Annotated in this window: 24 protein-coding genes; 19 read left to right on the forward strand and 5 right to left on the reverse strand. The window is 70.4% G+C overall.

Annotated elements, in window-relative coordinates; genetic code table 11:
• The first annotated feature begins 4 nt into the window (after positions 1 to 4).
• The 3 genes from ACQP0P_RS10810 to ACQP0P_RS10820 all read left to right on the forward strand — a co-directional run bounded on the left by ACQP0P_RS10810 (position 5) and on the right by ACQP0P_RS10820 (position 3,325).
• A complete protein-coding gene (locus ACQP0P_RS10810; protein ID WP_433374337.1) occupies positions 5 to 940 on the forward strand; it encodes a tetratricopeptide repeat protein in 936 nt (311 codons plus the stop codon).
• A gap of 238 nt (positions 941 to 1,178) precedes the next feature.
• Positions 1,179 to 2,591, forward strand: coding sequence for an NAD-dependent malic enzyme (locus tag ACQP0P_RS10815; protein ID WP_433374340.1), 1,413 nt, complete (start codon positions 1,179 to 1,181; stop codon positions 2,589 to 2,591).
• Positions 2,592 to 2,746: 155 nt separating this feature from the next.
• Positions 2,747 to 3,325, forward strand: coding sequence for a YqgE/AlgH family protein (locus ACQP0P_RS10820; RefSeq protein ID WP_343975538.1), 579 nt, complete (start codon positions 2,747 to 2,749; stop codon positions 3,323 to 3,325).
• Here ACQP0P_RS10820 and ACQP0P_RS10825 read toward each other — a convergent pair.
• The gene (locus ACQP0P_RS10825; protein WP_433374343.1) at positions 3,322 to 3,576 is read right to left on the reverse strand and encodes a hypothetical protein; all 255 of its coding nucleotides are present in this window, start codon (positions 3,574 to 3,576) and stop codon (positions 3,322 to 3,324) included. The genes ACQP0P_RS10820 and ACQP0P_RS10825 overlap by 4 nt on opposite strands.
• A 4-nt stretch (positions 3,577 to 3,580) precedes the next feature.
• On the opposite strand from ACQP0P_RS10825, the gene ACQP0P_RS10830 reads away from it, so the two are divergent.
• The 5 genes from ACQP0P_RS10830 (at position 3,581) to ACQP0P_RS10850 (ending at position 9,128) form a co-directional block, all read left to right on the forward strand.
• The gene (locus tag ACQP0P_RS10830) at positions 3,581 to 3,832 is read left to right on the forward strand and encodes a DUF3039 domain-containing protein (protein ID WP_030906465.1); all 252 of its coding nucleotides are present in this window, start codon (positions 3,581 to 3,583) and stop codon (positions 3,830 to 3,832) included.
• Positions 3,833 to 4,162: 330 nt separating this feature from the next.
• Positions 4,163 to 4,870 (forward strand): zinc metalloprotease, encoded by a 708-nt coding sequence (locus ACQP0P_RS10835; RefSeq protein WP_433374346.1) that lies wholly within the window; start codon positions 4,163 to 4,165, stop codon positions 4,868 to 4,870.
• A complete protein-coding gene (locus ACQP0P_RS10840; protein ID WP_433374349.1) occupies positions 4,848 to 6,236 on the forward strand; it encodes an MFS transporter in 1,389 nt (462 codons plus the stop codon). The genes ACQP0P_RS10835 and ACQP0P_RS10840 overlap by 23 nt, the downstream gene beginning before the upstream one ends.
• A 98-nt stretch (positions 6,237 to 6,334) precedes the next feature.
• Positions 6,335 to 7,216 (forward strand): hypothetical protein, encoded by an 882-nt coding sequence (locus tag ACQP0P_RS10845; protein WP_433374352.1) that lies wholly within the window; start codon positions 6,335 to 6,337, stop codon positions 7,214 to 7,216.
• A 160-nt stretch (positions 7,217 to 7,376) separates the two neighbouring features.
• A complete protein-coding gene (locus ACQP0P_RS10850) occupies positions 7,377 to 9,128 on the forward strand; it encodes a DEAD/DEAH box helicase (RefSeq protein WP_433374355.1) in 1,752 nt (583 codons plus the stop codon).
• 45 nt (positions 9,129 to 9,173) lie between these two features.
• On the opposite strand, the gene ACQP0P_RS10855 is transcribed toward ACQP0P_RS10850, so the two are convergent.
• The 3 genes from ACQP0P_RS10855 to ACQP0P_RS10865 form a co-directional block, all read right to left on the reverse strand.
• The gene (locus ACQP0P_RS10855) at positions 9,174 to 9,761 is read right to left on the reverse strand and encodes a hypothetical protein (protein ID WP_433374358.1); all 588 of its coding nucleotides are present in this window, start codon (positions 9,759 to 9,761) and stop codon (positions 9,174 to 9,176) included.
• A gap of 189 nt (positions 9,762 to 9,950) precedes the next feature.
• Complete coding sequence (locus ACQP0P_RS10860) at positions 9,951 to 10,526, reverse strand: isochorismatase family protein (protein WP_433374361.1); 576 nt, start codon at positions 10,524 to 10,526, stop codon at positions 9,951 to 9,953.
• Positions 10,527 to 10,530: 4 nt separating this feature from the next.
• Entirely contained in the window at positions 10,531 to 11,808 is a 1,278-nt protein-coding gene (locus tag ACQP0P_RS10865) for a nicotinate phosphoribosyltransferase (protein ID WP_433381799.1), read from the reverse strand.
• 52 nt (positions 11,809 to 11,860) lie between these two features.
• Here ACQP0P_RS10865 and clpS point away from each other — a divergent pair, with 52 nt between their 5' ends.
• The 6 genes from clpS (at position 11,861) to ACQP0P_RS10895 (ending at position 14,822) form a co-directional block, all read left to right on the forward strand.
• The gene (gene clpS, locus ACQP0P_RS10870; protein ID WP_030906445.1) at positions 11,861 to 12,148 is read left to right on the forward strand and encodes an ATP-dependent Clp protease adapter ClpS; all 288 of its coding nucleotides are present in this window, start codon (positions 11,861 to 11,863) and stop codon (positions 12,146 to 12,148) included.
• Between the two features lie 112 nt (positions 12,149 to 12,260).
• Positions 12,261 to 12,785 carry a DUF2017 domain-containing protein gene (locus ACQP0P_RS10875; RefSeq protein ID WP_350966110.1) on the forward strand — a complete coding sequence of 175 codons (525 nt, stop codon included), beginning with the start codon at positions 12,261 to 12,263 and terminating at the stop codon, positions 12,783 to 12,785.
• Positions 12,786 to 12,794: 9 nt separating this feature from the next.
• Positions 12,795 to 13,211 (forward strand): Mov34/MPN/PAD-1 family protein, encoded by a 417-nt coding sequence (locus ACQP0P_RS10880; protein WP_433374365.1) that lies wholly within the window; start codon positions 12,795 to 12,797, stop codon positions 13,209 to 13,211.
• A gap of 37 nt (positions 13,212 to 13,248) precedes the next feature.
• Positions 13,249 to 13,404, forward strand: a complete 156-nt coding sequence (locus ACQP0P_RS10885; protein WP_433374367.1) for a hypothetical protein — start codon at positions 13,249 to 13,251, stop codon at positions 13,402 to 13,404.
• Positions 13,405 to 13,493: 89 nt separating this feature from the next.
• Positions 13,494 to 13,772, forward strand: coding sequence for a MoaD/ThiS family protein (locus ACQP0P_RS10890; RefSeq protein WP_030906436.1), 279 nt, complete (start codon positions 13,494 to 13,496; stop codon positions 13,770 to 13,772).
• Positions 13,773 to 13,874: 102 nt separating this feature from the next.
• The gene (locus tag ACQP0P_RS10895) at positions 13,875 to 14,822 is read left to right on the forward strand and encodes a PLP-dependent cysteine synthase family protein (protein WP_433374370.1); all 948 of its coding nucleotides are present in this window, start codon (positions 13,875 to 13,877) and stop codon (positions 14,820 to 14,822) included.
• A gap of 174 nt (positions 14,823 to 14,996) precedes the next feature.
• On the opposite strand, the gene ACQP0P_RS10900 is transcribed toward ACQP0P_RS10895, so the two are convergent.
• Positions 14,997 to 16,862: a DUF3352 domain-containing protein gene (locus tag ACQP0P_RS10900; protein WP_433374373.1), complete on the reverse strand. Its 1,866-nt coding sequence runs from the start codon at positions 16,860 to 16,862 to the stop codon at positions 14,997 to 14,999.
• Positions 16,863 to 17,249: 387 nt separating this feature from the next.
• Here ACQP0P_RS10900 and ACQP0P_RS10905 point away from each other — a divergent pair, with 387 nt between their 5' ends.
• The 5 genes from ACQP0P_RS10905 (at position 17,250) to rdgB (ending at position 21,230) form a co-directional block, all read left to right on the forward strand.
• Positions 17,250 to 18,041 (forward strand): thioesterase family protein, encoded by a 792-nt coding sequence (locus tag ACQP0P_RS10905; RefSeq protein ID WP_433374376.1) that lies wholly within the window; start codon positions 17,250 to 17,252, stop codon positions 18,039 to 18,041.
• Positions 18,042 to 18,139: 98 nt separating this feature from the next.
• Complete coding sequence (murI, locus tag ACQP0P_RS10910; RefSeq protein ID WP_433374379.1) at positions 18,140 to 18,961, forward strand: glutamate racemase; 822 nt, start codon at positions 18,140 to 18,142, stop codon at positions 18,959 to 18,961.
• A 99-nt stretch (positions 18,962 to 19,060) separates the two neighbouring features.
• Positions 19,061 to 19,813 carry an MBL fold metallo-hydrolase gene (locus ACQP0P_RS10915; RefSeq protein WP_433374381.1) on the forward strand — a complete coding sequence of 251 codons (753 nt, stop codon included), beginning with the start codon at positions 19,061 to 19,063 and terminating at the stop codon, positions 19,811 to 19,813.
• Between the two features lie 5 nt (positions 19,814 to 19,818).
• On the forward strand, positions 19,819 to 20,535 hold the full coding sequence (rph, locus tag ACQP0P_RS10920) for a ribonuclease PH (protein WP_433374383.1): 717 nt from the start codon (positions 19,819 to 19,821) through the stop codon (positions 20,533 to 20,535).
• Between the two features lie 56 nt (positions 20,536 to 20,591).
• Complete coding sequence (gene rdgB / locus ACQP0P_RS10925; RefSeq protein ID WP_433374386.1) at positions 20,592 to 21,230, forward strand: RdgB/HAM1 family non-canonical purine NTP pyrophosphatase; 639 nt, start codon at positions 20,592 to 20,594, stop codon at positions 21,228 to 21,230.
• The last annotated feature ends 11 nt before the right edge of the window (positions 21,231 to 21,241 follow it).

Consider the following 21,241-nt stretch of genomic DNA (forward strand, 5'->3'; position numbering starts at 1 on the left):
AACCATGAGCCCAGCGGACTTCACTCGACCCGGATCGCTCTACGGCGCCGTCGATCTCGGCGCTCGCAAGCAGGCACTGGAGGCACAGGCGCGGCGGGAGAGCGCCGCACAGGAAACCGGCGGTGTTCCGGCGCCGGTCATCGATGTCGACGACGCCAACTTCGCGACCGAGGTCGTAGAACGCTCCATGAACAGCCTCGTGCTGCTGGAGCTCACCGTCACCCGCGCAGAGCAGGCCAAACAGTACAGCCTGCTGCTGGAGAAACTGGCCGCCGAGAACGCCGGCCGGTGGACCCTGGCCAGGGTCGACGTTGAGATCAACCAGCAGATCGCGCAGGCGCTACGGGTGCAGAACGTGCCCGCCCTGTATGCCATCTTCCAGGGACAGCCGGTGGCCGTGGTCCCGGGCATCGCCACCGAGCCGCAGCTCCGTGACTGGCTGTCGCAGCTCATGGAGGCGCTGGCGCAGTATCTCCCGCCCCCCACCGAGGAGGGCCAGGATCAGCAGGAGCAGCCGCAGGAGCCCCCGGTCGACCCGGACGTGCTCGCCGCCGAGCAGGCCGTCGACGCCGGCGACCTCGACGGCGCGGTGGCCGCGTACGAGCGGCTGCTGGCCCGCTCGCCGAACAACCAGGACGCGAAGCTGGGCCTGGCCGGGCTCGGCCTGATCCGCAGAACGCAGGATGTCGACCCGGCTGACCTGCAGAGCAGGCTGGCCGATCCCGCGGACATCGAGGCCCAGCTCCTGGCCGCCGACTTCGAGATGCTCTCCGGTGAGGTGGACAGGGCCTTCGACCGGCTCGTCGACGTGGTGCGCCGCACCTCGGGGGCCGAGCGGGACGGGGCCAGGGTGCACCTGCTCGGCCTGTTCGACACGCTCCCCGGAGACGACCCGTCCATCGCCAGGGCCCGCAGGAACCTGGCCAGCGCCCTGTTCTGAGCAGTCCGTTCTGAGCAGTCCGCCTCCGAGTACCCGGCCCGGGCGGCCTGCCCGCCGCGGGGCGGGCGCCACCCCGCGGCGCCGTCTTCGGTGATGAGCGTCACGACGGGCCGGGGCGAGGTGTTTCGTGACCGCATCTACATGTGCGAGGACCGCCGCCCCCGGTGCGTCCACTCCCCTGGTGATGGCACGATGGAGGCATCCCAACTTAAGTTAGTCGCAAAGGAGCGGATCGGCTGTGGCCACCGTGCCGAGTGTGTCGTACTCCATCACCGTGCGCCTGGAGGTGCCCGCGGGCGGCAAGGCCGTCAGCCAGCTCACCCACGCGGTAGAGTCCGCCGGAGGTGTGGTCACCGCGCTCGACGTGACCACGGCCGGGCATGAGACGCTGCGCATCGACGTCACCTGCGCCGCCCGTGACACCGATCACGCGCAGGCGATCGTCGACAAGCTGGAGGGCGTCGAGGGCGTCGTCATCCACAAGGTCTCCGACCGGACCTTCCTCATGCACCTCGGTGGAAAGATCGAGATGCGGTCGAAGGTGCCGCTGCGCAACCGGGACGAGCTCTCCATGGCGTACACGCCCGGCGTCGCCCGGGTCTCGATGGCCATCGCACGCAACCCCGAGGACGCCCGCCGCCTGACCATCAAGCGCAACACCGTCGCCGTCGTCACCGACGGCTCGGCGGTGCTCGGCCTGGGCAACATCGGCCCGGCCGCCGGACTCCCCGTCATGGAGGGCAAGGCCGCGCTGTTCAAGCGGTTCGCCGACATCGACGCCTGGCCGATCTGCCTGGACACCCAGGACGTCGACGAGATCGTGCGGACCGTGCAGATCATCGCTCCCGGTTTCGGCGGCATCAACCTGGAGGACATCTCGGCGCCGCGCTGCTTCGAGGTGGAGCGGCGGCTGCGCGAGCTGCTGGACATCCCGGTCTTCCACGACGACCAGCACGGCACCGCGATCTGCGTGCTGGCCGCGCTCACCAACGCGCTGCGCGTGGTCGGCAAGGACCTAGGCGAGGTCCGCATCACCCTCGCGGGCGCGGGCGCGGCCGGTACGGCGGTGCTGCGACTGCTGCTCGCGGCGGGCGCCCGCAACGTGGTCGTCTGCGACTACCTGGGCGCGGTGCACCGCGGACGCCAGGACCTGGACGACTCGCTCCAGTGGATCGCCGACCACACCAACGCCGATGGCTACGCGGGCGACCTGCGCGGCGCGGTCAAGGGCGCCGACGTGTTCATCGGCGTGTCCGCGCCCGGCATCCTCAACGGCGACGACATCGCCACGATGGCCAAGGACGCCGTGGTCTTCGCGCTCGCCAACCCCGAGCCCGAGGTCTCGCCCGACATCGCTCGCGAGCACGCCGCCGTGGTCGCCACCGGCCGCTCCGACTATCCGAACCAGATCAACAACGTGCTGGCCTTCCCCGGCGTCTTCCGTGGTCTGCTCGACGCGCAGGCCACCGTGGTCAGTCAGGAGATGCTGCTGGCCGCGGCCAAGGCGCTGGCCGACGTGGTGACCACCGAGGAGCTCGGCCCCAACTACATCGTCCCCAGCGTGTTCCACCCGGACGTGTCGGGCGCCGTCGCGGCGGCCGTGCGCGAGTCGGCCGGCGGCCGTGCGCGTACGGGCATGACGGAGGCCTGAGGGCCGTCGTCAGGCCGTCGTCACCGTCCCGTTCCGTGATCTTCGCTCCATGGAGTTCCCTCATGTGCGCGTCACGTGACGGGCACATGAGGTCCGGGTCATCAGAAGGGCGGGGGGAGCAGCGCGAAGGGGTGTTCACCCCTCATGATGGAGGTATGGCGGAGGCGATCTACGTCGGTGGGCTTCTGGTGGCCACCCCGCAGCTGGAGGATCCCAACTTCCGGCGCAGCGTGGTCCTGGTGCTGGAGCACGACCTCGACGGCGGCACCCTGGGCGTGGTGCTCAACAGACCGAGTGACATCTCGGTGACCCAGGTGCTGCCGACCTGGGACACCATGGTCACCGGCCCGTCCGTGCTGTTCCAGGGAGGCCCCGTACAGACCGACAGCGCCTTGGCGCTGGCCGCTGTGCCGAGCGGGCAGGAGCCGCTCGGCTGGCGGCGGCTGCACGCGGGCACCGCGGCGGTATCCAGGCTCGGTACCGTCGACCTCGACGCGCCGCCGGAGATCCTCGCCGGGGAGATCGCCCAGATGCGCATCTTCGCGGGGTACGCCGGGTGGTCGGCCGGGCAGCTGGAGAGCGAGATCGGCGAGGGCGCCTGGTACGTCGTGGACTCGGAGCCCGGCGACACCTTCCACCACGATCCCGAGTCGCTCTGGCGGGCCGTGCTCCGCCGGCAGCGGGGCGAGCTGGCCTACGTGGCCACCTGCCCCGACGACCCGTCGATGAACTAGACCCGGTGCCCGGGGCGGTCCCAGCCGGGGCACAGGGAGCGTTCGGCCAGGGCGAGGGTCTTGACGTCGTCGATGCCGGTGGGCTCGCAGAGCTCGAAGCCGACCCGGGCGACGGCGGTGAAGAGCGCCACCACGAAGTGGGGCGGGCTGAAAGCCCTCGAACACGGCTCCCACCCCAGGCCGGCGCTCGATCGCCGGGCCTGGGGCGTCGCGCCGGTGACCGGGGCGCGGCGGTGCGGGCATAAAATCACCAGGGTGAGTACGAAGATTCTCCCTGAGAGCGACGTCCGGCCGGACCTGTCGCACGGCGACGGCGACCACGAGCGCTTCGCCCACTACGTCGAGAAGAACAAGATCATGGAGAGCGCGCTGAGCGGGACACCGGTCCGCGCGCTCTGCGGGAAGGTCTGGGTGCCCAACCGCGACCCCCAGAAGTTCCCGGTCTGCCCGGAGTGCAAGGAGATCTACTCAGGTCTGCCGAAGGGTGAAGACGGCAACAAGGAGTGAGTGTTGCTCGTGGGTGATCGCCACCGATGAGGCTACGGTCAGGATGTCGCCGGGGGGCGACGAGCGACCAGTGGCTGGGATCTGTCGGGGGAGTTCATGTTTCGGCGTGCGATCGCCGTTGTTTCCGCATGCCTGTTGACGGTGCCCGTTCCCGGCCGGGAACCCACCGCGTCCGGGTGCGCCCTCGCCTCCGGAGCGGCTCATGTCATGGGGCGGGGGGCGGTCCGCCCGGTGCCGCCGGTGCGTGGGCCCGAGCCGCCCATGCCGTCCCCGGTGTCATCCCCCGCGCCGTTCGCCGCCGGACGGTCCCGGTCGAGATCACTTCCGCGCGTGCTCCCCGTCACCGTGCCCACCTGGGTGCACGTCATCACCGACGGTCGCCTCGGCGCCCCCGACGTCGCCGTACGCGACCAGGTCGCCACGCTCAACGCCGCCTACTCCGGGCAGCTCGGCGGGGCGGACACCGGGATCCGGTTCAGGCTGGAGGGCGTCACCCGCACCGTCAACCCGGCCTGGTTCCGCGACCCCGTCACCCACGAGCGGGCGATCAAGCGGATGCGCAGGGGCGGTCCCGAGACGCTCAACCTCTACCTCGCCCAGCTCAGCGAGCTGGTGCTCGGCTACTCCACCTACCCCTACGGATACCGGAAGGAGCCGGCTCTCGACGGCGTGGTCGTCGACTGGCGCAGCCTGCCCGGTGGGGCGATGCGCAGCTTCGACCGGGGGTTCACCGGGGTCCACGAGATCGGTCACTGGCTCGGGCTGCTGCACACCTTCGAGAAGGGCTGCGAGGCCGCGGGCGACGGCGTTGCCGACACCGCGCCCGAGGGGAAGCCCACCGAGGGCTGCCCGCTGGTCAAGGACACCTGTGAGGGGGGCGGGCTCGACCCGATCCACAACTTCATGGACTACTCCGACGACCGCTGCATGTCCGGGTTCACCTTGGGCCAGGCTCTCAGGATGCAGGAGATGTGGGTCGCCCACCGAGAGTCGGGGCGGCCACTACCCTTGACAGGTGACAGTACCGAAGACACTTGACGCTCCCTACGAATCCCTCCGGCTCTTCGGCCCCGAGTACCGCACCGCCTCTCTCGGCATCCTGCTCGTCGTCACGCTGATCGGTTTTGAGGGCATGTCCGTGAGCACGGTCATGCCCGCCGTCTCCAAGGATCTCGACGCCCTGGACCTGTACGGGATGAGTCTTTCGGCCTTCCTCATCTCCGGCCTGCTCGCCAACGTGGTCGCCGGCCTCTGGTCCGACCGGCGGGGACACGCCTGGCCGTTCCTGCTCGGTGTGGGGCTGTTCACCGCCGGTATGGCCCTGGCCGGGGCCGCCGGGACCAAGGAACTGTTCATCGTGGCGCGGGCGGTGCAGGGCCTCGGCGGCGGCGCCGTCATCGTGGCGATCTACGTGATGATCGCGCGGGTCTACGTCCCCGAGACCAGGCCCCGGGTGTTCGCCGCGCTGTCGGCCGCCTGGGTGCTCCCCGCCCTGCTCGGGCCGGCCCTCAGCGGGATCATCGCCGAGACGGTCGGCTGGCGGTGGGTCTTCTACGGCATCGTGCCACTCGTCGTCCCCGCCCTCGTGATGCTCCTGCCCGCGCTGCGTGCCCGGCAGGACCAGGCACCCGAGCCCTCCACCGGGCCCCGGTCCAGGCCGCTGGCGATGACCCTGGCCGCCATCGCCACGGCGGGCGGCGGCGGGGTGCTGCTGTACGGCGTGGACCATCTGCAGAGCACCCCGGTGCCCGGCGGGGTCGCCGTCGTGGCCGGGATGGTGTTCCTCGCCGTGGGGTTGCCCAGGTTGCTGCCCCCCAGGGCACTCAGGTTCGGCCGCGGCCTGCCCACCACGATCATGATGCGCGGGGTGCTCGCCTCTGCCTTCTTCGCGGTCAACTCCTTCATCCCGCTGTTCCTGACCGAGGTGCGAGGCTTTTCCGTCACCGAGGCGGGGGTCGCGCTCACCACCGGCGCCCTGGGCTGGACCGTCGGCTCCTACCTGCAGAGCCGCCGTTCATATGATCGGCCCCTGTTGGTCGGGATCGGCTCCGCGGCGGTCACCGCGGGCATCCTGCTGACCCTGCTCGCGCTCGTACCCGGTATCACCGGCTGGGTCACCGTGCCCGCCTGGATCGTCGCCGGGTTCGGCATGGGCATCGGCACCACCAGTGTCAACATCACCGCGATGCGCCAGTCACCCGACGCGGAGCAGGGCGCCAACTCCGCCGCCCTACAGGTCATCGACACCCTGGGCGGTGCTCTCACCATCGGTTTCGCCGGCGTCCTGATCAACCTGATCGGCCACGACGACATCGCCACCGGCTACACCATGATCGTCTTCCTGATGGCCTCCCTGGGGCTCTTCGGGGTGATCGTGGCCCGGCGGATGCGGGACATCTCATGACTCATTGGTCACTCCTGTAACAGCGATCACCCATAGCCGGACCACGCCGTGGGATGCATGGTAGGACGGTAGGACCGTGACCGCCGGGAGGAGGCCCCGTGCACGAACGACCTCGCCGGTCGGACCCGTTGGACGAGCCCGGTCGTGACGGGGGGCGCCGGTCCCGGCGGGCCGGAAAGGCCGCCCAGAAGGCCGCCCGGAAGGCCGCCCGGAAGGCCGCGCAGAAGGCCGCCCGGAAGGCGGAGGACCAGGGGTGGCCGCCCGGCGACCCGGACCTCGACGACGAGCGCCGTCCCTGGCCGTCGCCGGAGTCCGAGCCGTCCGACAGCCGCTCCCACCTCACCTGGCCTCCCCGGATACCCGAGCCCGGCGACGACCTCCCGCCCTCGGCCCGCTGGTACGGCACGCCCATCGCCCCACCCCAGCCCCGCCCCGGGCGCCTGCGCGGCCTGCTGCTCGTACTGCTCACCCTGGTCGTCGGCGGCGGCGTCATCGCCGGCGCGGTCGTGCTGGTGCTGCGCTCGGTGCCGGACCCGCCGCCGGGGCGGGTGACCGATCCGGTCGCGGGGGTCAGCTACCGGCTGCCGGAGGGCTGGCTCGCGGGCACGGTGCCGCCCGTCACGGGGTTCACCTCGGTCGCGGGCGACGGGGTCAACACAACGGTGATGGTCAGGCCGGCGGAGCCCGCGGCCGACGTGCGCGCCACCGCGGCCGAGCTCAGCGACCTGTACGGGCGGCTCCTGCTCCACGGCGACAAGGTGAAGGTCGTGGACGACACGGAGATCGCCGTGGGGGCGCGCACCGGGCACGCCCGCTCGCTGCGCGCCGAGTACCTGGACATCGTGAACCGGCCGGCCTACCTTCGCGTGGTCTTTCTCACAGGTGGCGGCGGGCGCCCGGTGGTCGTGGTCGGGATGGCCCAGCCGGACGATCCCGTGTCGCGGGCCGAGATCGATACGGTGATCGCGGGTCTGGGCTGACGCCCGGCCTCCGTGAGCCGCGGCGTGCCCCGTCGATCGGCGGCGACGCGGCGGGCGAAGGATCCGGGGGACGGAACACCTAGCACGTGGAGGCGACCTTGGCGAGGATCTCGGCCGATCGGCACGTCTTGTCGGCGACGCAGATTACTCTGGTGACACTGTGAGCACTTTCGCCGCATCCCACCTCTCGCCTTCATATCCGGACCGTGCCGCCTGGGGCACCGCGCCGAAGCTTCGCGCGTGGCAGCAGGAGGCCTTTGACCTGTACTCCGGCCGTGAGCCGCGCGACTTCCTCGCGGTCGCCACGCCGGGCGCGGGCAAGACGACCTTCGCGCTCCGCATCGCCAGCGACCTGCTGTCCAGAGGGATGATCCGGGCTGTGACCATCGTCACACCGACGGAGCATCTCAAGCAGCAGTGGGCGGACGCCGCGGGCAGGGTCGGCATCGCGATCGACCCCGAGTTCAAGAACAGCCAGGGCGCGACCTCCCGCGACTACGTCGGGGTGGCCATCACCTACGCCCAGGTGTCGATGCATCCGGCACTGCACCGCGCACGCACCGAGGCGCGCAAGACGCTCGTGATCTTCGACGAGATCCACCACGCGGGCGACGCGAAGTCCTGGGGCGACGGCGTACGGGAGGCGTTCGAGCCCGCCGCCCGGCGCCTCGCCCTGACCGGCACCCCCTTCAGGTCCGACATCAACCCGATCCCCTTCGTCACCTACGCCGAAGACGGCGACGGGGTCAGGCGCAGTGTCTCCGACTACTCCTACGGTTACGGTCCCGCGCTCGCCGACGGTGTCGTCCGCCCGGTCATCTTCCTCGCCTACGCCGGTGAGATGCGCTGGCGGACCCGCGCCGGCGACGAGATCGCCGCGACCCTCGGCACCCCGCTCACCAAGGATCAGCTCGGCCAGGCGTGGCGGGCCGCGCTCGACCCGAAGGGCGAGTGGATTCGCCAGGTCCTCCGGGCGGCCGACCGGCGGCTGACCGAGGTGCGCAGGGGCGTGCCCGACGCCGGGGCCCTGGTCATCGCCACCGACCACGAGACCGCCCGCGCCTACGCCCGCCACATCAGGACCATCACCGGCGAGGGCGCCACGGTCGTGCTCTCCGACGACCCGGCGGCCTCCAAGAAGATCAAGGAGTTCTCCGCCTCCGAGCAGCGCTGGCTGGTCGCGGTCCGGATGGTCTCCGAGGGCGTCGACATCCCGCGCCTGGCCGTCGGTGTCTACGCCACGAGTATCTCGACCCCGCTCTTCTTCGCGCAGGCGGTCGGCCGCTTCGTCCGCGCCCGCAAGCGAGGCGAGACCGCGTCCGTCTTCGTGCCCTCGGTGCCGACCCTGATGGGGCTGGCGGCGGAGCTGGAGGCCGAGCGCGACCACGTGCTCGACCGCAAGCCCCCGGAGGAGGGGCTGGACGACTTCCTGTTGGAGGACGCCCAGCGCAAAAAGGACAATCCCGACGTCCTGGGTGATGAGCTGCCGTTCGAGACCCTGGAGGCGGTCGCCACCTTCGATCGGGTGCTCTTCGACGGCGGCGAGTTCGGCAGCGCCGCGGAGACCGGTTCCCCCGAGGAGGAGGACTTCCTCGGCCTGCCGGGTCTGCTGGAGCCCGACCAGGTCCGCACCCTGCTGAGCAAGCGCCAGTCCGATCAGCTGAAGGCCAGGCGGAACAGGCCCGAGCCCAAGGAGCCGCAGCTCGCCCCGCACGAGCTGATCGCCAACCTCCGCAAGGAGCTCAACGGCCTCGTCGGCGCCTGGAATCACCGCACCGGCCAGCCGCACGGCGTCATCCACGCCGAGCTCCGCAGGTCCTGTGGCGGCCCCGCCATCGCGCAGGCCTCCGCGGAGCAGATCCAGGAGCGGATCGACAAGATCCGCCACTGGGCCACCCAGCGCTCCCACTGACCCGGCCACCGGGTCGCACCGGCGTTCGCGCCGGGCGCGGCCCGGTCAGCCGAGGGCGATCGGCCTGCCGGTCCGGCCGTCGATCGCCCGGAACCCGCCCTCGCCGCGCACCGGTTGCGCGAGCGGCACCTGCAGGGAGGCCACGCCGCCGGTGACGCTCACCGGTCGCGTCGTGGCGCCCGAGGCGCGACTCTCCGCCTCACCGTCGCGCATCCAGACCCTGATCGTGCGGTTCCGGTGGCGCAGGACCACGGTCGCGGTGTCGCACTCGTCGGTCCTGGCCGTCCAGAAGAGCGTCACGCCCCGCAGCGCGCCCTGGCGGCGGGCCAGCCGTACTCGCTCGGGAGCGGGCATCCTGCCGGGGCAGGAGGCGCTCTGCACGCCCCGAGCGCCCTGCTGAGCCGCCTGCGGTGCCGGTGCCGGAGCCGGTGCCGGTATCCGGGCCGCCGAGGGCGGGGGCGCGACGATGAGGGTCCGCGGGGGGATCTGGACCGTGGTGGTGGTCCAGATCGTGGCCACCTCCAGGGAGACCAGCGCCAGCACGCTCGTCAGCCGCACCAGCGTCCCGCCGTGAAAAAGGTTCCACAGGCACAGCGGGGTCAGCACCAGCCAGGAGACACCGAGCACGAACATATGAGGTCACCACCGGTAGTAAGAGGTCTCAGCTCTCCGTGATACTCCTGTCGCGGCGGGTGGTGGTCGGATTTACCCACCCATGCCGATCCGGTAGTCGTTCGAATGCCCGGAGTGGGCACTCCTGACGGCCTTCCCCCGCCGGGCTCCCGGACAGGACGGGGAACCGTGCCAAGGGGTGTACGACCGTCAGGCCGGGCGGACCACCGGGGTGCCGGTGAGACGGGCTCCGGCGGAGCCGAGCTCGGCGAGGGCGGCCTCGGTGGTCAGGGCGGCCACCCCCGCGGTGAGATCCAGCAGCACCCGGACGGAGAGGCCGTGCGCGAGCGCGTCCAGGGCGGTGGCCCGCACACAGTGGTCGGTGGCGATGCCGACGACGTCAACCGTGTCCACGCCGCGCTCGCCGAGCCAGTCGGCCAGGCTCGTACCGTCGGGGGTGACGCCCTCGAAGCCGCTGTAGGCGGCGGCGTGGGCCCCCTTGCTGAACACCTCCTCCACCCGTCCGGTGTCGAAGGCGGGATGGAAGTCCGAGCCGGCCGTCCCGACGACGCAGTGGACGGGCCAGGAGTTCACGTAGTCGGGGTCGGCGGCGAAGTGGGAGCCGGGGTCCACATGGTGATCGCGGGTGGCCACGACGTGGTCGTAGCCGTGGGAGGCGGTGTGCCGGGAGATGGCGGCGGCCACCTCGGCGCCGCCGCCGACCGGAAGGCTGCCGCCCTCGCAGAAGTCGTTCTGGACATCGACGATGATCAGTGCGGTTGGCATGCGGTCAGTCAAACACGGTGGGCAGCGCGGCGTAGCCCCGGGAGAGCTGGTGGGCGTTGACCGGCAGTTCGGCGAGGGCCTCTCGGTGCCGCGCGCGGGCCGCGTCCAGCTTCTCACGGCCGACGGTCTCGCCCTTCCTGACCAGCGGGACCTGCAGTGGACGGGCGTCCGCGGGAAGATCGGCGGAGGCGGTGACCAGCTCGGCGACCGCCGTGCCCGCCGGGTCGAGCCTGCGGAAGGCGTTCTTGCGGCCACCCCTGCTGGGCTTGCCCACCGACCTCTTGGCCACCGGCCGCATGATCCCGTCGGCGTCGGCGCGGGCGACGAGCTTGTAGACCAGGGCGGCGGTGGGCGAACCCGATCCGGTGACCAGCGACGTGCCGACGCCGTAGCCGTCCACGGGCGCGGCCGACAGCGCCGCGATGGCGTACTCGTCGAGGTCGCTGGTGACGATGATCCGGGTCTGGTGCGCGCCGAGCGCGTCGAGCTGCTCGCGGACCTCGTGGGCCACCTGGACGAGGTCGCCGGAATCGAGGCGGACGGCGCCGAGGGAGGGGCCGGCCAGCTCCACCGCGGTCCGTACGGCCTGGGCCACGTCGTAGGTGTCGACCAGCAACGTGGTGCCGGTGCCGAGGGAGGTGATCTGGGCCTGGAAAGCCTGCTCCTCGGAGTCGTGGAGCAGGGTGAACGCGTGGGCCGCGGTCCCGGCCGTCGGCACACCGTACGCGCGGCCCGCCATGAGGTTGGAGGTGGAGGAGAACCCGCAGAGGTAGGCGGCCCGCGCGGCGGCCACGGCCGCCGCCTCGTGGGTACGTCGCGAGCCCATCTCGATGATCGGCCTGGTCCCGGCGGCGCCGACCATGCGAGCGGCGGCGGCGGCGATCGCGCAGTCGTGGTTGAGCACCGACAGGATCACGGTCTCCAGCAGCACTGCCTCGGCGAACGTGCCCTCCACCGTCATGATCGGGGAACCGGGGAAGTAGCACTCGCCCTCGGCGTAGCCGTCCACGTCCCCCGAGAACCGGTATCCGGCGAGGAAGGCCAGGGTGGGCTCGTCGACAACCCGGTTGTCTTCGAGGAACGCCAGCGACTCCTCGTCGAAGCGGAAGGACTCCAGCGCCTCCAGCACCCGGCCGGTACCCGCGACGACCCCGTAGCGCCGTCCACCGGGCAGCTGCCGCGCGAACACCTCGAAGACCGTCCGCCTGGAGGCGGCGCCGCTTCTCAGCGCCGCCTCCAGCATCGTCAGCTCATAGTGATCGGTAAGCAACGCGGTGCTCATGCTCTCTGTCACGAGTCGAAGACTAATCCCGGGGTAGGGCAGACTGGTGAATGTGGGTAGCACCGCTCCAACAGAGGTCGAGCGTCCGTCAATCGACGTAAGACCCGATCTGCCATGGTTGACGATCGTCTGGAACGACCCGGTCAACCTGATGTCCTATGTGACGTACGTCTTCCGGACCGTCTTCGGGTACTCCAAGGAGAAGGCGGAGAAGTTGATGCTCGACGTGCACCACAAGGGTAAGGCGGTGGTCTCCAGCGGCACCCGTGAGGAGATGGAGCGCGACGCGCAGATCATGCACTCCTACGGGCTGTGGGCCACGGTCCAGCGGGACTCGTGAGCGGGCGGGCGGTCCGGTGCCGCCCTTCGCGATCCGTCGCCGTGCGGCGGCGGGTCGATCCCAGACGACGGGCGGGTCTCTGGCGGAGCCCGCGAGGAATGGTGGGCGAGAGATGAGTTCGGGGTTCAAGCCGGGGCGCGAGGGCGGTGTGATCACGGGTTTCGACGCCGCCGAGGTGTCGATCCTGCGCTCGCTGGTCACCCAGACCCTGGGCCTGATAGAGCCGGGGGAGACCGGCGACGATCCGCTGGAGAGGGCGCTCGGCATCGGCGCGTCCGAGCAGTCCAACGATCCGGTGCTGGCCAGGCTGTTCCCCTCGGCGTACGAGGACGGCGAGGCGGCCGCGGAGTTTCGCCGGTACACCGAGGCGACACTGCGCGAGGGCAAGCGGGCCGACGCCAAGGCGATGCTCGACAGCGCCGAGCCCGGCCGGGTCGAGCTGACCAGGGAGCAGGCGGAGGCGTGGATGCGCGCGCTGAACGACGTGCGGCTCACGCTCGGCACCCGGCTGGAGGTGACCGAGGAGGTGCACGACGAGATCGCCGACATGTCGGAGCACGACCCCCGTTATCCGGTGTACGTCATCTATGACTGGCTGACCTACCTCCAGGACACCCTGGTCCGAGCCCTTTGGTAGCTTTCAGGCATGCTCACAATCTCCCGGGAACTGGTTGACAAGATCATCGCGCACGCTCGGGCGGACCACCCCGACGAGGCCTGTGGTGTGATCGCCGGGCCCCTCGGTTCCGACTCTCCCGAACGCTTCATCCCGATGGAGAACGCCGAGCGGTCGCCGACGTTCTACCGGTTCGACTCGCTGGAGCAGTTGCGCGTCTGGCGGGAGATGGACGACCGCGACGAGGAGCCGGTGATCATCTACCACTCCCACACCGCCACCGAGGCCTACCCCTCCCGCACCGACATCGCCTACGCCGCCGAACCAGGAGCCCACTACGTGCTGGTCTCCACCCGTGAGAAGCTGGGCGAGGAGGTCGAGCTCCGCTCGTACCGGATCCTCGACGGTGTGGTGAGCGAGGAGAAGGTGACGATCACCTCCGGGTGACCGTCCCGGGTGTACTGCCGTGAGGTGGATTGTCCCTTTGGGTAAGCTGGTGGGCATGCTGACCGCCGCCCCGAGCCAGGAGGACGTCGTGCGCTCGCGTCCCGGCCCACGGGCACGGCGCGCGGGCGTCGCGCCCGTGCAGAACTTCCTGTTCGCGCACACGCCCTTCGTGGTCGTCTACGACTGTCGCTGACCGGTTTTTCTGGAATCCTCCGGTGCTCGCCGGCGTTCCGAAACCGGTGGGCTATTACTCCCATGACGACACAAGGAGATTGACCCGCGATGGCCATTGAGGTTCGCATCCCGACCATCCTGCGCACCTACACCGACGGTGCCAAGGCCGTCGACGCCAAGGGCGCCACGCTTGAGGAGCTGATCGGCGACCTGGAGGCCCGGCACCCCGGGCTGAAGGAGCGCCTGGTCGACAAGGGCGCGCTGCGCCGCTTCGTGAACGTCTACCTGAACGACGAGGACGTCCGGTTCCTGGGCGGGCTGGAGACCCCGGTCGCCGACGGCGACACGGTCACCGTCCTGCCCGCCGTGGCCGGCGGCTCCCGCTAGTGCGCGGCACCGTCCGTCTCGCGGGACCTCGCGAGGTCCCGCGAGACGGACGGCGCACCTCGCTGTCGTTGGTTAGGACTACAGAGGCGGAAGCCGTACACCATGCGCTTTGACTCACTGATCGACTCGGTCGGCCGGACCCCGCTGGTCGGCCTGCCCAGGCTCTCGCCCTCAGGGGAGGTGCGGATCTGGGCCAAGCTCGAAGACCGTAATCCGACAGGTTCGATCAAGGACCGTCCGGCGCTGTGGATGATCGAGCAGGCGGAGAAGGACGGGCTCCTCTCACCGGGCTGCACCATCCTCGAACCCACCAGCGGCAACACCGGCATCTCGCTGGCGATGTCCGCCCGGCTCAAGGGTTACCGGCTGATCTGCGTGATGCCGGAGAACACCTCCGAGGAGCGCCGCCAGCTGCTGCGCATGTGGGGAGCGCAGATCATCTCCTCGCCCGCGGCGGGCGGCTCCAACGAGGCGGTCAGGGTCGCCAAGGGGCTGGCCGCCGAGAACCCCGACTGGGTGATGCTCTACCAGTACGGCAACCCGGCCAACTGGCGCTCGCACTATGAGTCGACCGGGCCGGAGATCCTGGCGGACCTGCCCTCCGTCACCCACTTCGTGGCCGGTCTGGGCACCACGGGCACCCTGATGGGCGTCGGCCGGTTCCTGCGCGAGCACGTCCCCGACGTGAAGATCGTCGCCGCCGAGCCGCGTTACGGCGAGCTGGTGTACGGCCTGCGCAACGTCGACGAGGGCTTCATCCCCGAGCTGTACGACGCCGAGGTCCTGACCACGCGTTTCTCCGTCTCCTCCGCCGACGCGCTGCGGCGCACCCGGGAGCTGCTGGCCTCGGAGGGCATCTTCGCCGGGGTCTCCACCGGGGCCGCGTTGCACGCCGCGCTCGGTATGGCGGCCAAGGCCGTCAAGGCGGGGGAACGGGCCGACATCGTCTTCGTGGTCGCGGACGGCGGCTGGAAGTACCTGTCCACCGGTGCCTACGAGGGGACGCTGGACGAGGCCGAGCAGCGGCTCGAAGGCCAGCTCTGGGCCTGATATGAGGTTTCCGCGACGGGAGGCGGGGCGGCGGGTTCCGTGAGGCCTGTGGCGGGAACGGCACCGGATGACAGGTGAACGATGAAGGGCGGGCGTCCCATCGGGACGCCCGCCCTTCATCGTCCCCGAGGGGAACCGGTCCCCGGCGGGAGCCCGCCGGGGACCGAGGGAGAGCTACTCGTTGAGCAGGAGCCGCATCGAGAAGGTCGCCTCGCTGCCCGACTGGGTGCCGCTCACGCCCACGCCGCGCAGCACCTGAAGGTTGGCCTTCTCGTCGCCCTGCAGGCCTTCGAGATAGAGCTTCTCCACCTTGTCCAGGTCGACGAAGACGGCGAAGGTCGCCTCGTCGGCGTTGGGGATCGCGAGCTGGAAGGTCTCGCTGTCGCCCAGGGCGCCGTCCTTGTCGAGTTCGGCGGCGTACTCCTGCGAGCTGGCCAGCACGAAGGTGCCGTCACCGGGGACCTTGGCGAGCTGCGGGACGGCCGTCCCGGTGGCGGCAAGGTACTTCTCGATCTTGCCGACGACCTCCTGCGCCTTGGCCGGGTCGGTGACGACCTTCGCGCCGAACTTCGGGTCGCTGTCGAGACCATTGGCGTCCAGCGCGAGGGTGATGTTCTTGCCGAGCAGCGTCACCAGATCGTCGGGGAGCGACAGCCCGGACTGCTGCTGGGCCTGGTCGACGAGCTGCTGCACGCCGCCGCCACCGGCCGTGTCGGCCGACTTCATGAGCTGCGTCCACTGCTTGCCGACAATCTCACCGAGACCGGAGATCGAGACCGCGCCGACGGTGGAGGCCGGGAGCGTGCTGATCTTGGAGGGCTCGGGGGTGCCCATGTCCAGATCCTGGGCGCCGCGGCTGATGCCCGCGAGCTCGACGTACCCGCTGTCGAAACGGAGGGCGCCGGCCACCCGGACGTTCTTGATCTGGGCGAGGGTGGCGGGGTCCTGGGACGCCAGCTCGGGAGTCAGCTGGGCGATCTTTCCGGCGTCCGCCCAGAAGGAGAGCACGCCGGTCTCGCCGAGTGCGCTCAGGTCGTCGGAGAAGTTGGCGTTCTCCGACAGCGGCGCGGCGGCCGCGGCCTGGTCGGCCTCCGCCTGGGTGGGGCTGAGCAGCGCGTAGTCGTCGCGGAACGCGATGCCGTACTTCTCCTTGCCCATCAGCTTGGCGATGCCGGCCTTGGCCTTGTCCTGGTCGGTGACCTGGACGGCCACCACGACACCGGGCTCCGAGGCGCCCTTGGCCGGCGTCAGCGCGGCCACGCCGACGCGGACGCCGAGCCACGGCTCGATGTCGGTGGCGTAGTTCACCTTGCCGAGGCTGCCGGACTCCTTCTTCAGCAGGTCGAAGATGGCCTGGCGCGGGTCGTCGCCGGTGAAGGAGTCCTTGGTGGCGGTGAACTTCCTGGCGATGCCGAACAGCGCCAGTTTCTGGTTCGCGGCCGGGTCGAGGTCAAGGCGTACGTAGCCGATGGCGTTGGCGGGCAGCACGTCGTGCGGCTGCGCGCCGCCGCCGCTGAGCAGGCTGACCGCGAAGACGCCGCCACCGCCGATGAGGACCACCACGAGCGCGGCGATCGCCGCGAGCAGCCAGCCCTTACCGCCCTTGCGGGGCGGGGTTCCGGTCGGTTGTCCGGCGCCCAGGAAGTCGGGGCCCTGCTGCCAGTTCCCGGCCTGCTGCTGGCCGTAGGGCTGGCCGGCCTGCTGGCCGTAGTTCTGCTGGCCGTAGGGCTGGGCGGTCGGCTGGCCGTAGTTCTGCTGGCCGTAGGGCTGGGCGGTCGGCTGGCCGTAGTTCTGCTGCCCGTAGTTCTGCTGGCCGTACGCCTGCTGGGGGTTCTGCTGGGGCTGGCCCTGCTGCGGGTAGGGCTGCCCCTGCTGGTAGCCCTGCTGGGGCTGGGGGTATCCGGGCTGGCCGTTCTGGGGGTAGACCTGCGTGTGTGGTTGGTCGCTTCGCTGCGCGCCCTCGTTCCGACGGTAGGCGATCGTCCTGTCGGGGTGCTGATCCGGCGTGGGCGACTGGTCTGGGGGATTGTTGGCAGGCATGATCACTCACAATGTGGACTTCGTGGATATGGAGAAGTTAGTGCACTTTGCTAGCAACCCGCTTGCATTGAACTAACTATGTGATTGATGCGTCTAAGCGGGATCGAGCCCGCTCGCTGGGGATTCACCAGGGCTTACCACGTTATTTCCGCAGGTGGTCCTCGCGTCCTTCTTCCTATGGGCTTCGGCCTTTCCGTAGCCCCGGGAGGCTCGGGAAATCGCGGGGAATCTTGCGACTCGGGTGCCCTCGGCCTCATTTCGGGCTCGGTTTGGAATCGGATCGGGCTCGGGTTCGGCCCAGGTGGGGGAGCGTCCGGGGGGCCGGGAAGGCGAAGGCGGCGGGCAGTAGGTAAAGTGAGCCGTCTAGAACAAGGTTCGGGAGCGTGGATGACGAAGTTCGACGAGGCGACAGAGGCCATCCGGGTGGACGAGACCACCTACGACGTGTGTCTCGACCCCGGATACTCGATCGGCGGCCCCCTCAACGGCGGCTACCTGATGGCCGTGCTGCTGCGCGCGGTCGTGGACGCCTCCCCCCATGAGCACCCGGTGACCACCGGTGCCCAGTTTCTGCGCGCCGCCGTCCCCGGCCCCGCGCAGGTGCGCCTGGAGCAGATCAAGACCGGCCGCACCGCCACGATGACCCGGGCCAGCCTGGTCAGGGACGGCGACTCCATCATCGAGTGCCTCGTCACGACCGCGACCCTCGGCGGCGCCGCCCCCGACTGGACGGACGGACCCTCGGTGGCGATGCCGCCGATGGAGCAGTGCCTCCGGCTGCCCGCCCCCAAGACCGAGTCGAACATGACGCTCAACGCCCAGATGGACCTGGCGTTCGACCCTCCGACCATCGGCTGGCTCGACGGCAGGCCCAGCGGCCGCCCCGAGGCCCGCGCCTACTTCCGGATGGCCGAGCCGCAGGATCCCGACCCGTACGTGCTGGCGCTGGCCGTGGACTGCCTGCCGCCGGTGGTCTTCTCCGCCGGAGAGCGCGGCTGGGCCCCCACCGTCGACCTCACCTGGCACCTGCGCGCCCTGCCCGCTCCCGGCTGGCTGACCCTCATCGGCGGAGGCAGGCTGATCAGCGACGGCTGGTTCGACGAGGACGTCGAGGTCTGGGACTCCACCGGACGCCTGGTCGCCCAGTCCCGCCAGCTGGCCCGGGTCGGGCGGGGCTGACCCTCGCGGGGCCGGAAAAGTACAGGCCGAGTCGGCAATCGGCGATGTGAGGATTCTTACCGTGTTCGATCGACCCAGGTCGCCTAGCCTTGGGAACTGTGTCGCAAGCAAGCGTTGGAATCTTTGACAGTGGTGTCGGCGGCCTCACGGTGGCTCGGGCGATCATCGATCAGTTGCCCAGCGAGTCGATTCTCTACGTGGCGGACACGGCGAGGCAGCCGTACGGCCCCAAGACCATCGCGCAGGTCCGCGCCTACGCGCTGGAGGTGATGGATCACCTCGTCGAGCACGACGTGAAGATGCTGGTGATCGCGTGCAACAGCGCCAGCGCCGCGGTGCTCCGCGACGCCCGCGAACGCTACGCCGTGCCGGTCGTCGAGGTGATCCAGCCGGCCACCCGCCGTGCCGTACGCGCCACCCGCAACGGCAGGGTCGGGGTGATCGGGACCAGGGCCACCATCGAGTCGATGGCGTACCACGACGCGTTCGCCGCGGCCCCCGACGTCCGGCTGACCGGGGTGGCGGCGCCGCGCCTGGTGGAGTTCGTCGAGCGCGGGGAGACCATGAGCGAGGAGCTCATCGCCGTCATCCGCGAGTACCTGGAGCCGGTGCTCGCCGACCGGTGCGACACGTTGATCCTGGGATGCACGCACTACCCGCTCCTCGTCGGGCCGATCTCCTACGTGGTGGGAGACGGCGTCACGCTGGTGTCCAGCGCCGACGAGACGGCCAAGGACGTGTACCGCATCCTGCACGACCGGGGTCTGGCCGCCGTAGGGGGCGCGCCCAGACACCGTTTCCGCGCCACCGGAGACGCGGACCTCTTCGCCGACCTCGGACGACGGTTCCTCGGACCGGAGATCGAGGCGGTCGAGGCGGCGTTGGTGGGGGATGTTTCAAGCAACGGGCGTCGCGCGTGACGGTGCTCCGGCGCTCCGTAGGGGGAGCGCCCGGGAGCGGCGGACACCGGTCACCGGCGCCCGCGACGCGCAGCGCCGCAAAAAACAGTGGAGGCCGCCGTGAAACTGACGATCATCGGGTGCTCGGGGAGTTTTCCCGGCCCTGACAGCCCCTCCTCCTGCTACCTGCTGGAGGCGGAGGGGTTCCGGATGCTGCTGGACTTCGGAAACGGCGCGCTCGGCGCACTCCAGAGGCACATCGGCCTGTACGACGTGGACGCGATCTGCCTGTCGCACCTGCACGCCGACCACTGTCTTGACATGTGCCCGTACCACGTGGTCCGCACCTACTCGCCCGAGGGGCCGCTGCCCAGGGTGCCGGTGTACGCGCCCGCCGACGCGCGCCGGCGCCTGAACTCGGCCTACGCGATGCCGGACGAGCCGCTGCTCGAGTCGGCCTTCGACTTCGTGGGGCTGACGCCGGGAACGTTCGAGGTCGGCCCGTTCGAGGTGACGGCCGCGCTGATGAACCATCCGGTGGAGACCTACGGGTTCAGGGTCTCCTACGGCGGGCGCTCGGTGGCCTACTCGGGCGACACCGGTGAGAGCGCCGAACTGGTCAAGCTCGCCTCGGGGGCCGACGTGTTCCTGTGTGAGGCGTCATACCTCGACCGGCCAGGACTCCCCACAGGCCTGCACCTGAGCGGTCGCCAGGCGGCCGAGCACGCGGCCAGGGCGGGCGTGGAGACCCTGGTGCTGACCCACCTGGTGCCCTGGAACGACCACGACCGGGTCAGGGAGGATGCCGCTCGCGGTGGGTTCGGCGGGCGGATGGAACTCGCACGAAGCGGGGTCCGGTATGACCTAGGGTGAACTGCATGGCTCGTGCAGATGGACGTTCTCCCGATCAGCTCCGCCCCGTCACCATCACCCGCGACTGGATCACGCACGCCGAGGGTTCGGTGCTCGTCGAGTTCGGCGGTACCAGGGTGCTCTGTGCCGCCTCCGTGCAGGACAGCGTGCCGCGCTGGCGCCGGGGCAGCGGTCAGGGCTGGATCACCGCCGAGTACGCCATGCTGCCGCGCGCCACGAACACCCGCAACGACCGCGAGTCGGTACGTGGCAAGATCGGCGGCCGTACGCACGAGATCTCCCGCCTGATCGGCCGCTCACTGCGCGCCTGCGTCGACTACAAGGTCCTCGGCGAGAACTCGATCGTCATCGACTGCGACGTGCTCCAGGCGGACGGCGGCACCCGCACCGCCGCCATCACCGGCGCGTACGTGGCGCTGGTCGACGCGATCGCCTGGATGCGCAAGCGGAAGATGTGCGGCGCCGACCCGCTGATCGACTCGGTCGCGGCGGTCTCCGTCGGTGTCGTCGGCTCGACGCCGCTGCTCGACCTCTGCTACACCGAGGACGTCGCCGCCGAGACGGACATGAACGTGGTGATGACCGGCTCCGGCGAGTTCGTCGAGGTCCAGGGCACCGCCGAGGGCAAGCCGTTCAACCGCGCCGCCCTCGACGAGTTGCTCGACCTCGGCGCGGCCGGCTGCGCGGAGCTCACTCGCCTGCAGCGAGAGGCCCTGGCATAAGCGTTTTCCGCCTGGGTGGGTAGGGTGTGACCGAATTCGAGGCAAGGGGATTGGTCATGAGCGGGGCCGTTGTGCACGAGAGCGATACGGGCAGGCCCCGCGTGGTCCTCGCCACCCGGAACGCCGGGAAGATCGCCGAGCTGCGCCGGATCCTGGCCGACGCCGAGGTCCCGGTGGAGATCGTCGGGCTTGAGGAGTTCCCCGAGATCGGCGATGTCGCCGAGACCGGCCTGACCTTCGCGGAGAACGCCCTGCTCAAGGCGCACGCGGTGGCCCGGCAGTCCGGCCTGCCGGCGATCGCCGACGACTCCGGCCTCTGCGTCGACGCGCTGAACGGCATGCCGGGTATCTTCTCCGCCCGCTGGTCCGGAAAGCACGGCGACGACCTGGCCAACCTCGACCTGCTGCTCGCCCAGGTCTCCGACGTGCCCGCCGAGCACCGGGGCGCGCACTTCGCCTGCGCCGCCGCGCTGGCGCTCCCCTCGGGGGAGGAGCGGGTGACCGAGGGGGCGCTGCACGGTGTGATCATCGACACCCCGCGCGGCGTCAACGGCTTCGGCTACGACCCGATCCTGCTGCCCGAGGGCGAGACCCGGACCACCGCCGAGCTGTCCGCCGCGGAGAAGGACGCCATCAGCCACCGGGGCCGCGCCTTCCGCGCCCTGGCCCCCATCCTCGCCGAAGTGCTCACCTGACGGCCTGTAAT

Source organism: Streptosporangium sp. CA-115845, from assembly GCF_050943795.1.
In the GTDB taxonomy this organism is placed as follows: domain Bacteria; phylum Actinomycetota; class Actinomycetes; order Streptosporangiales; family Streptosporangiaceae; genus Streptosporangium.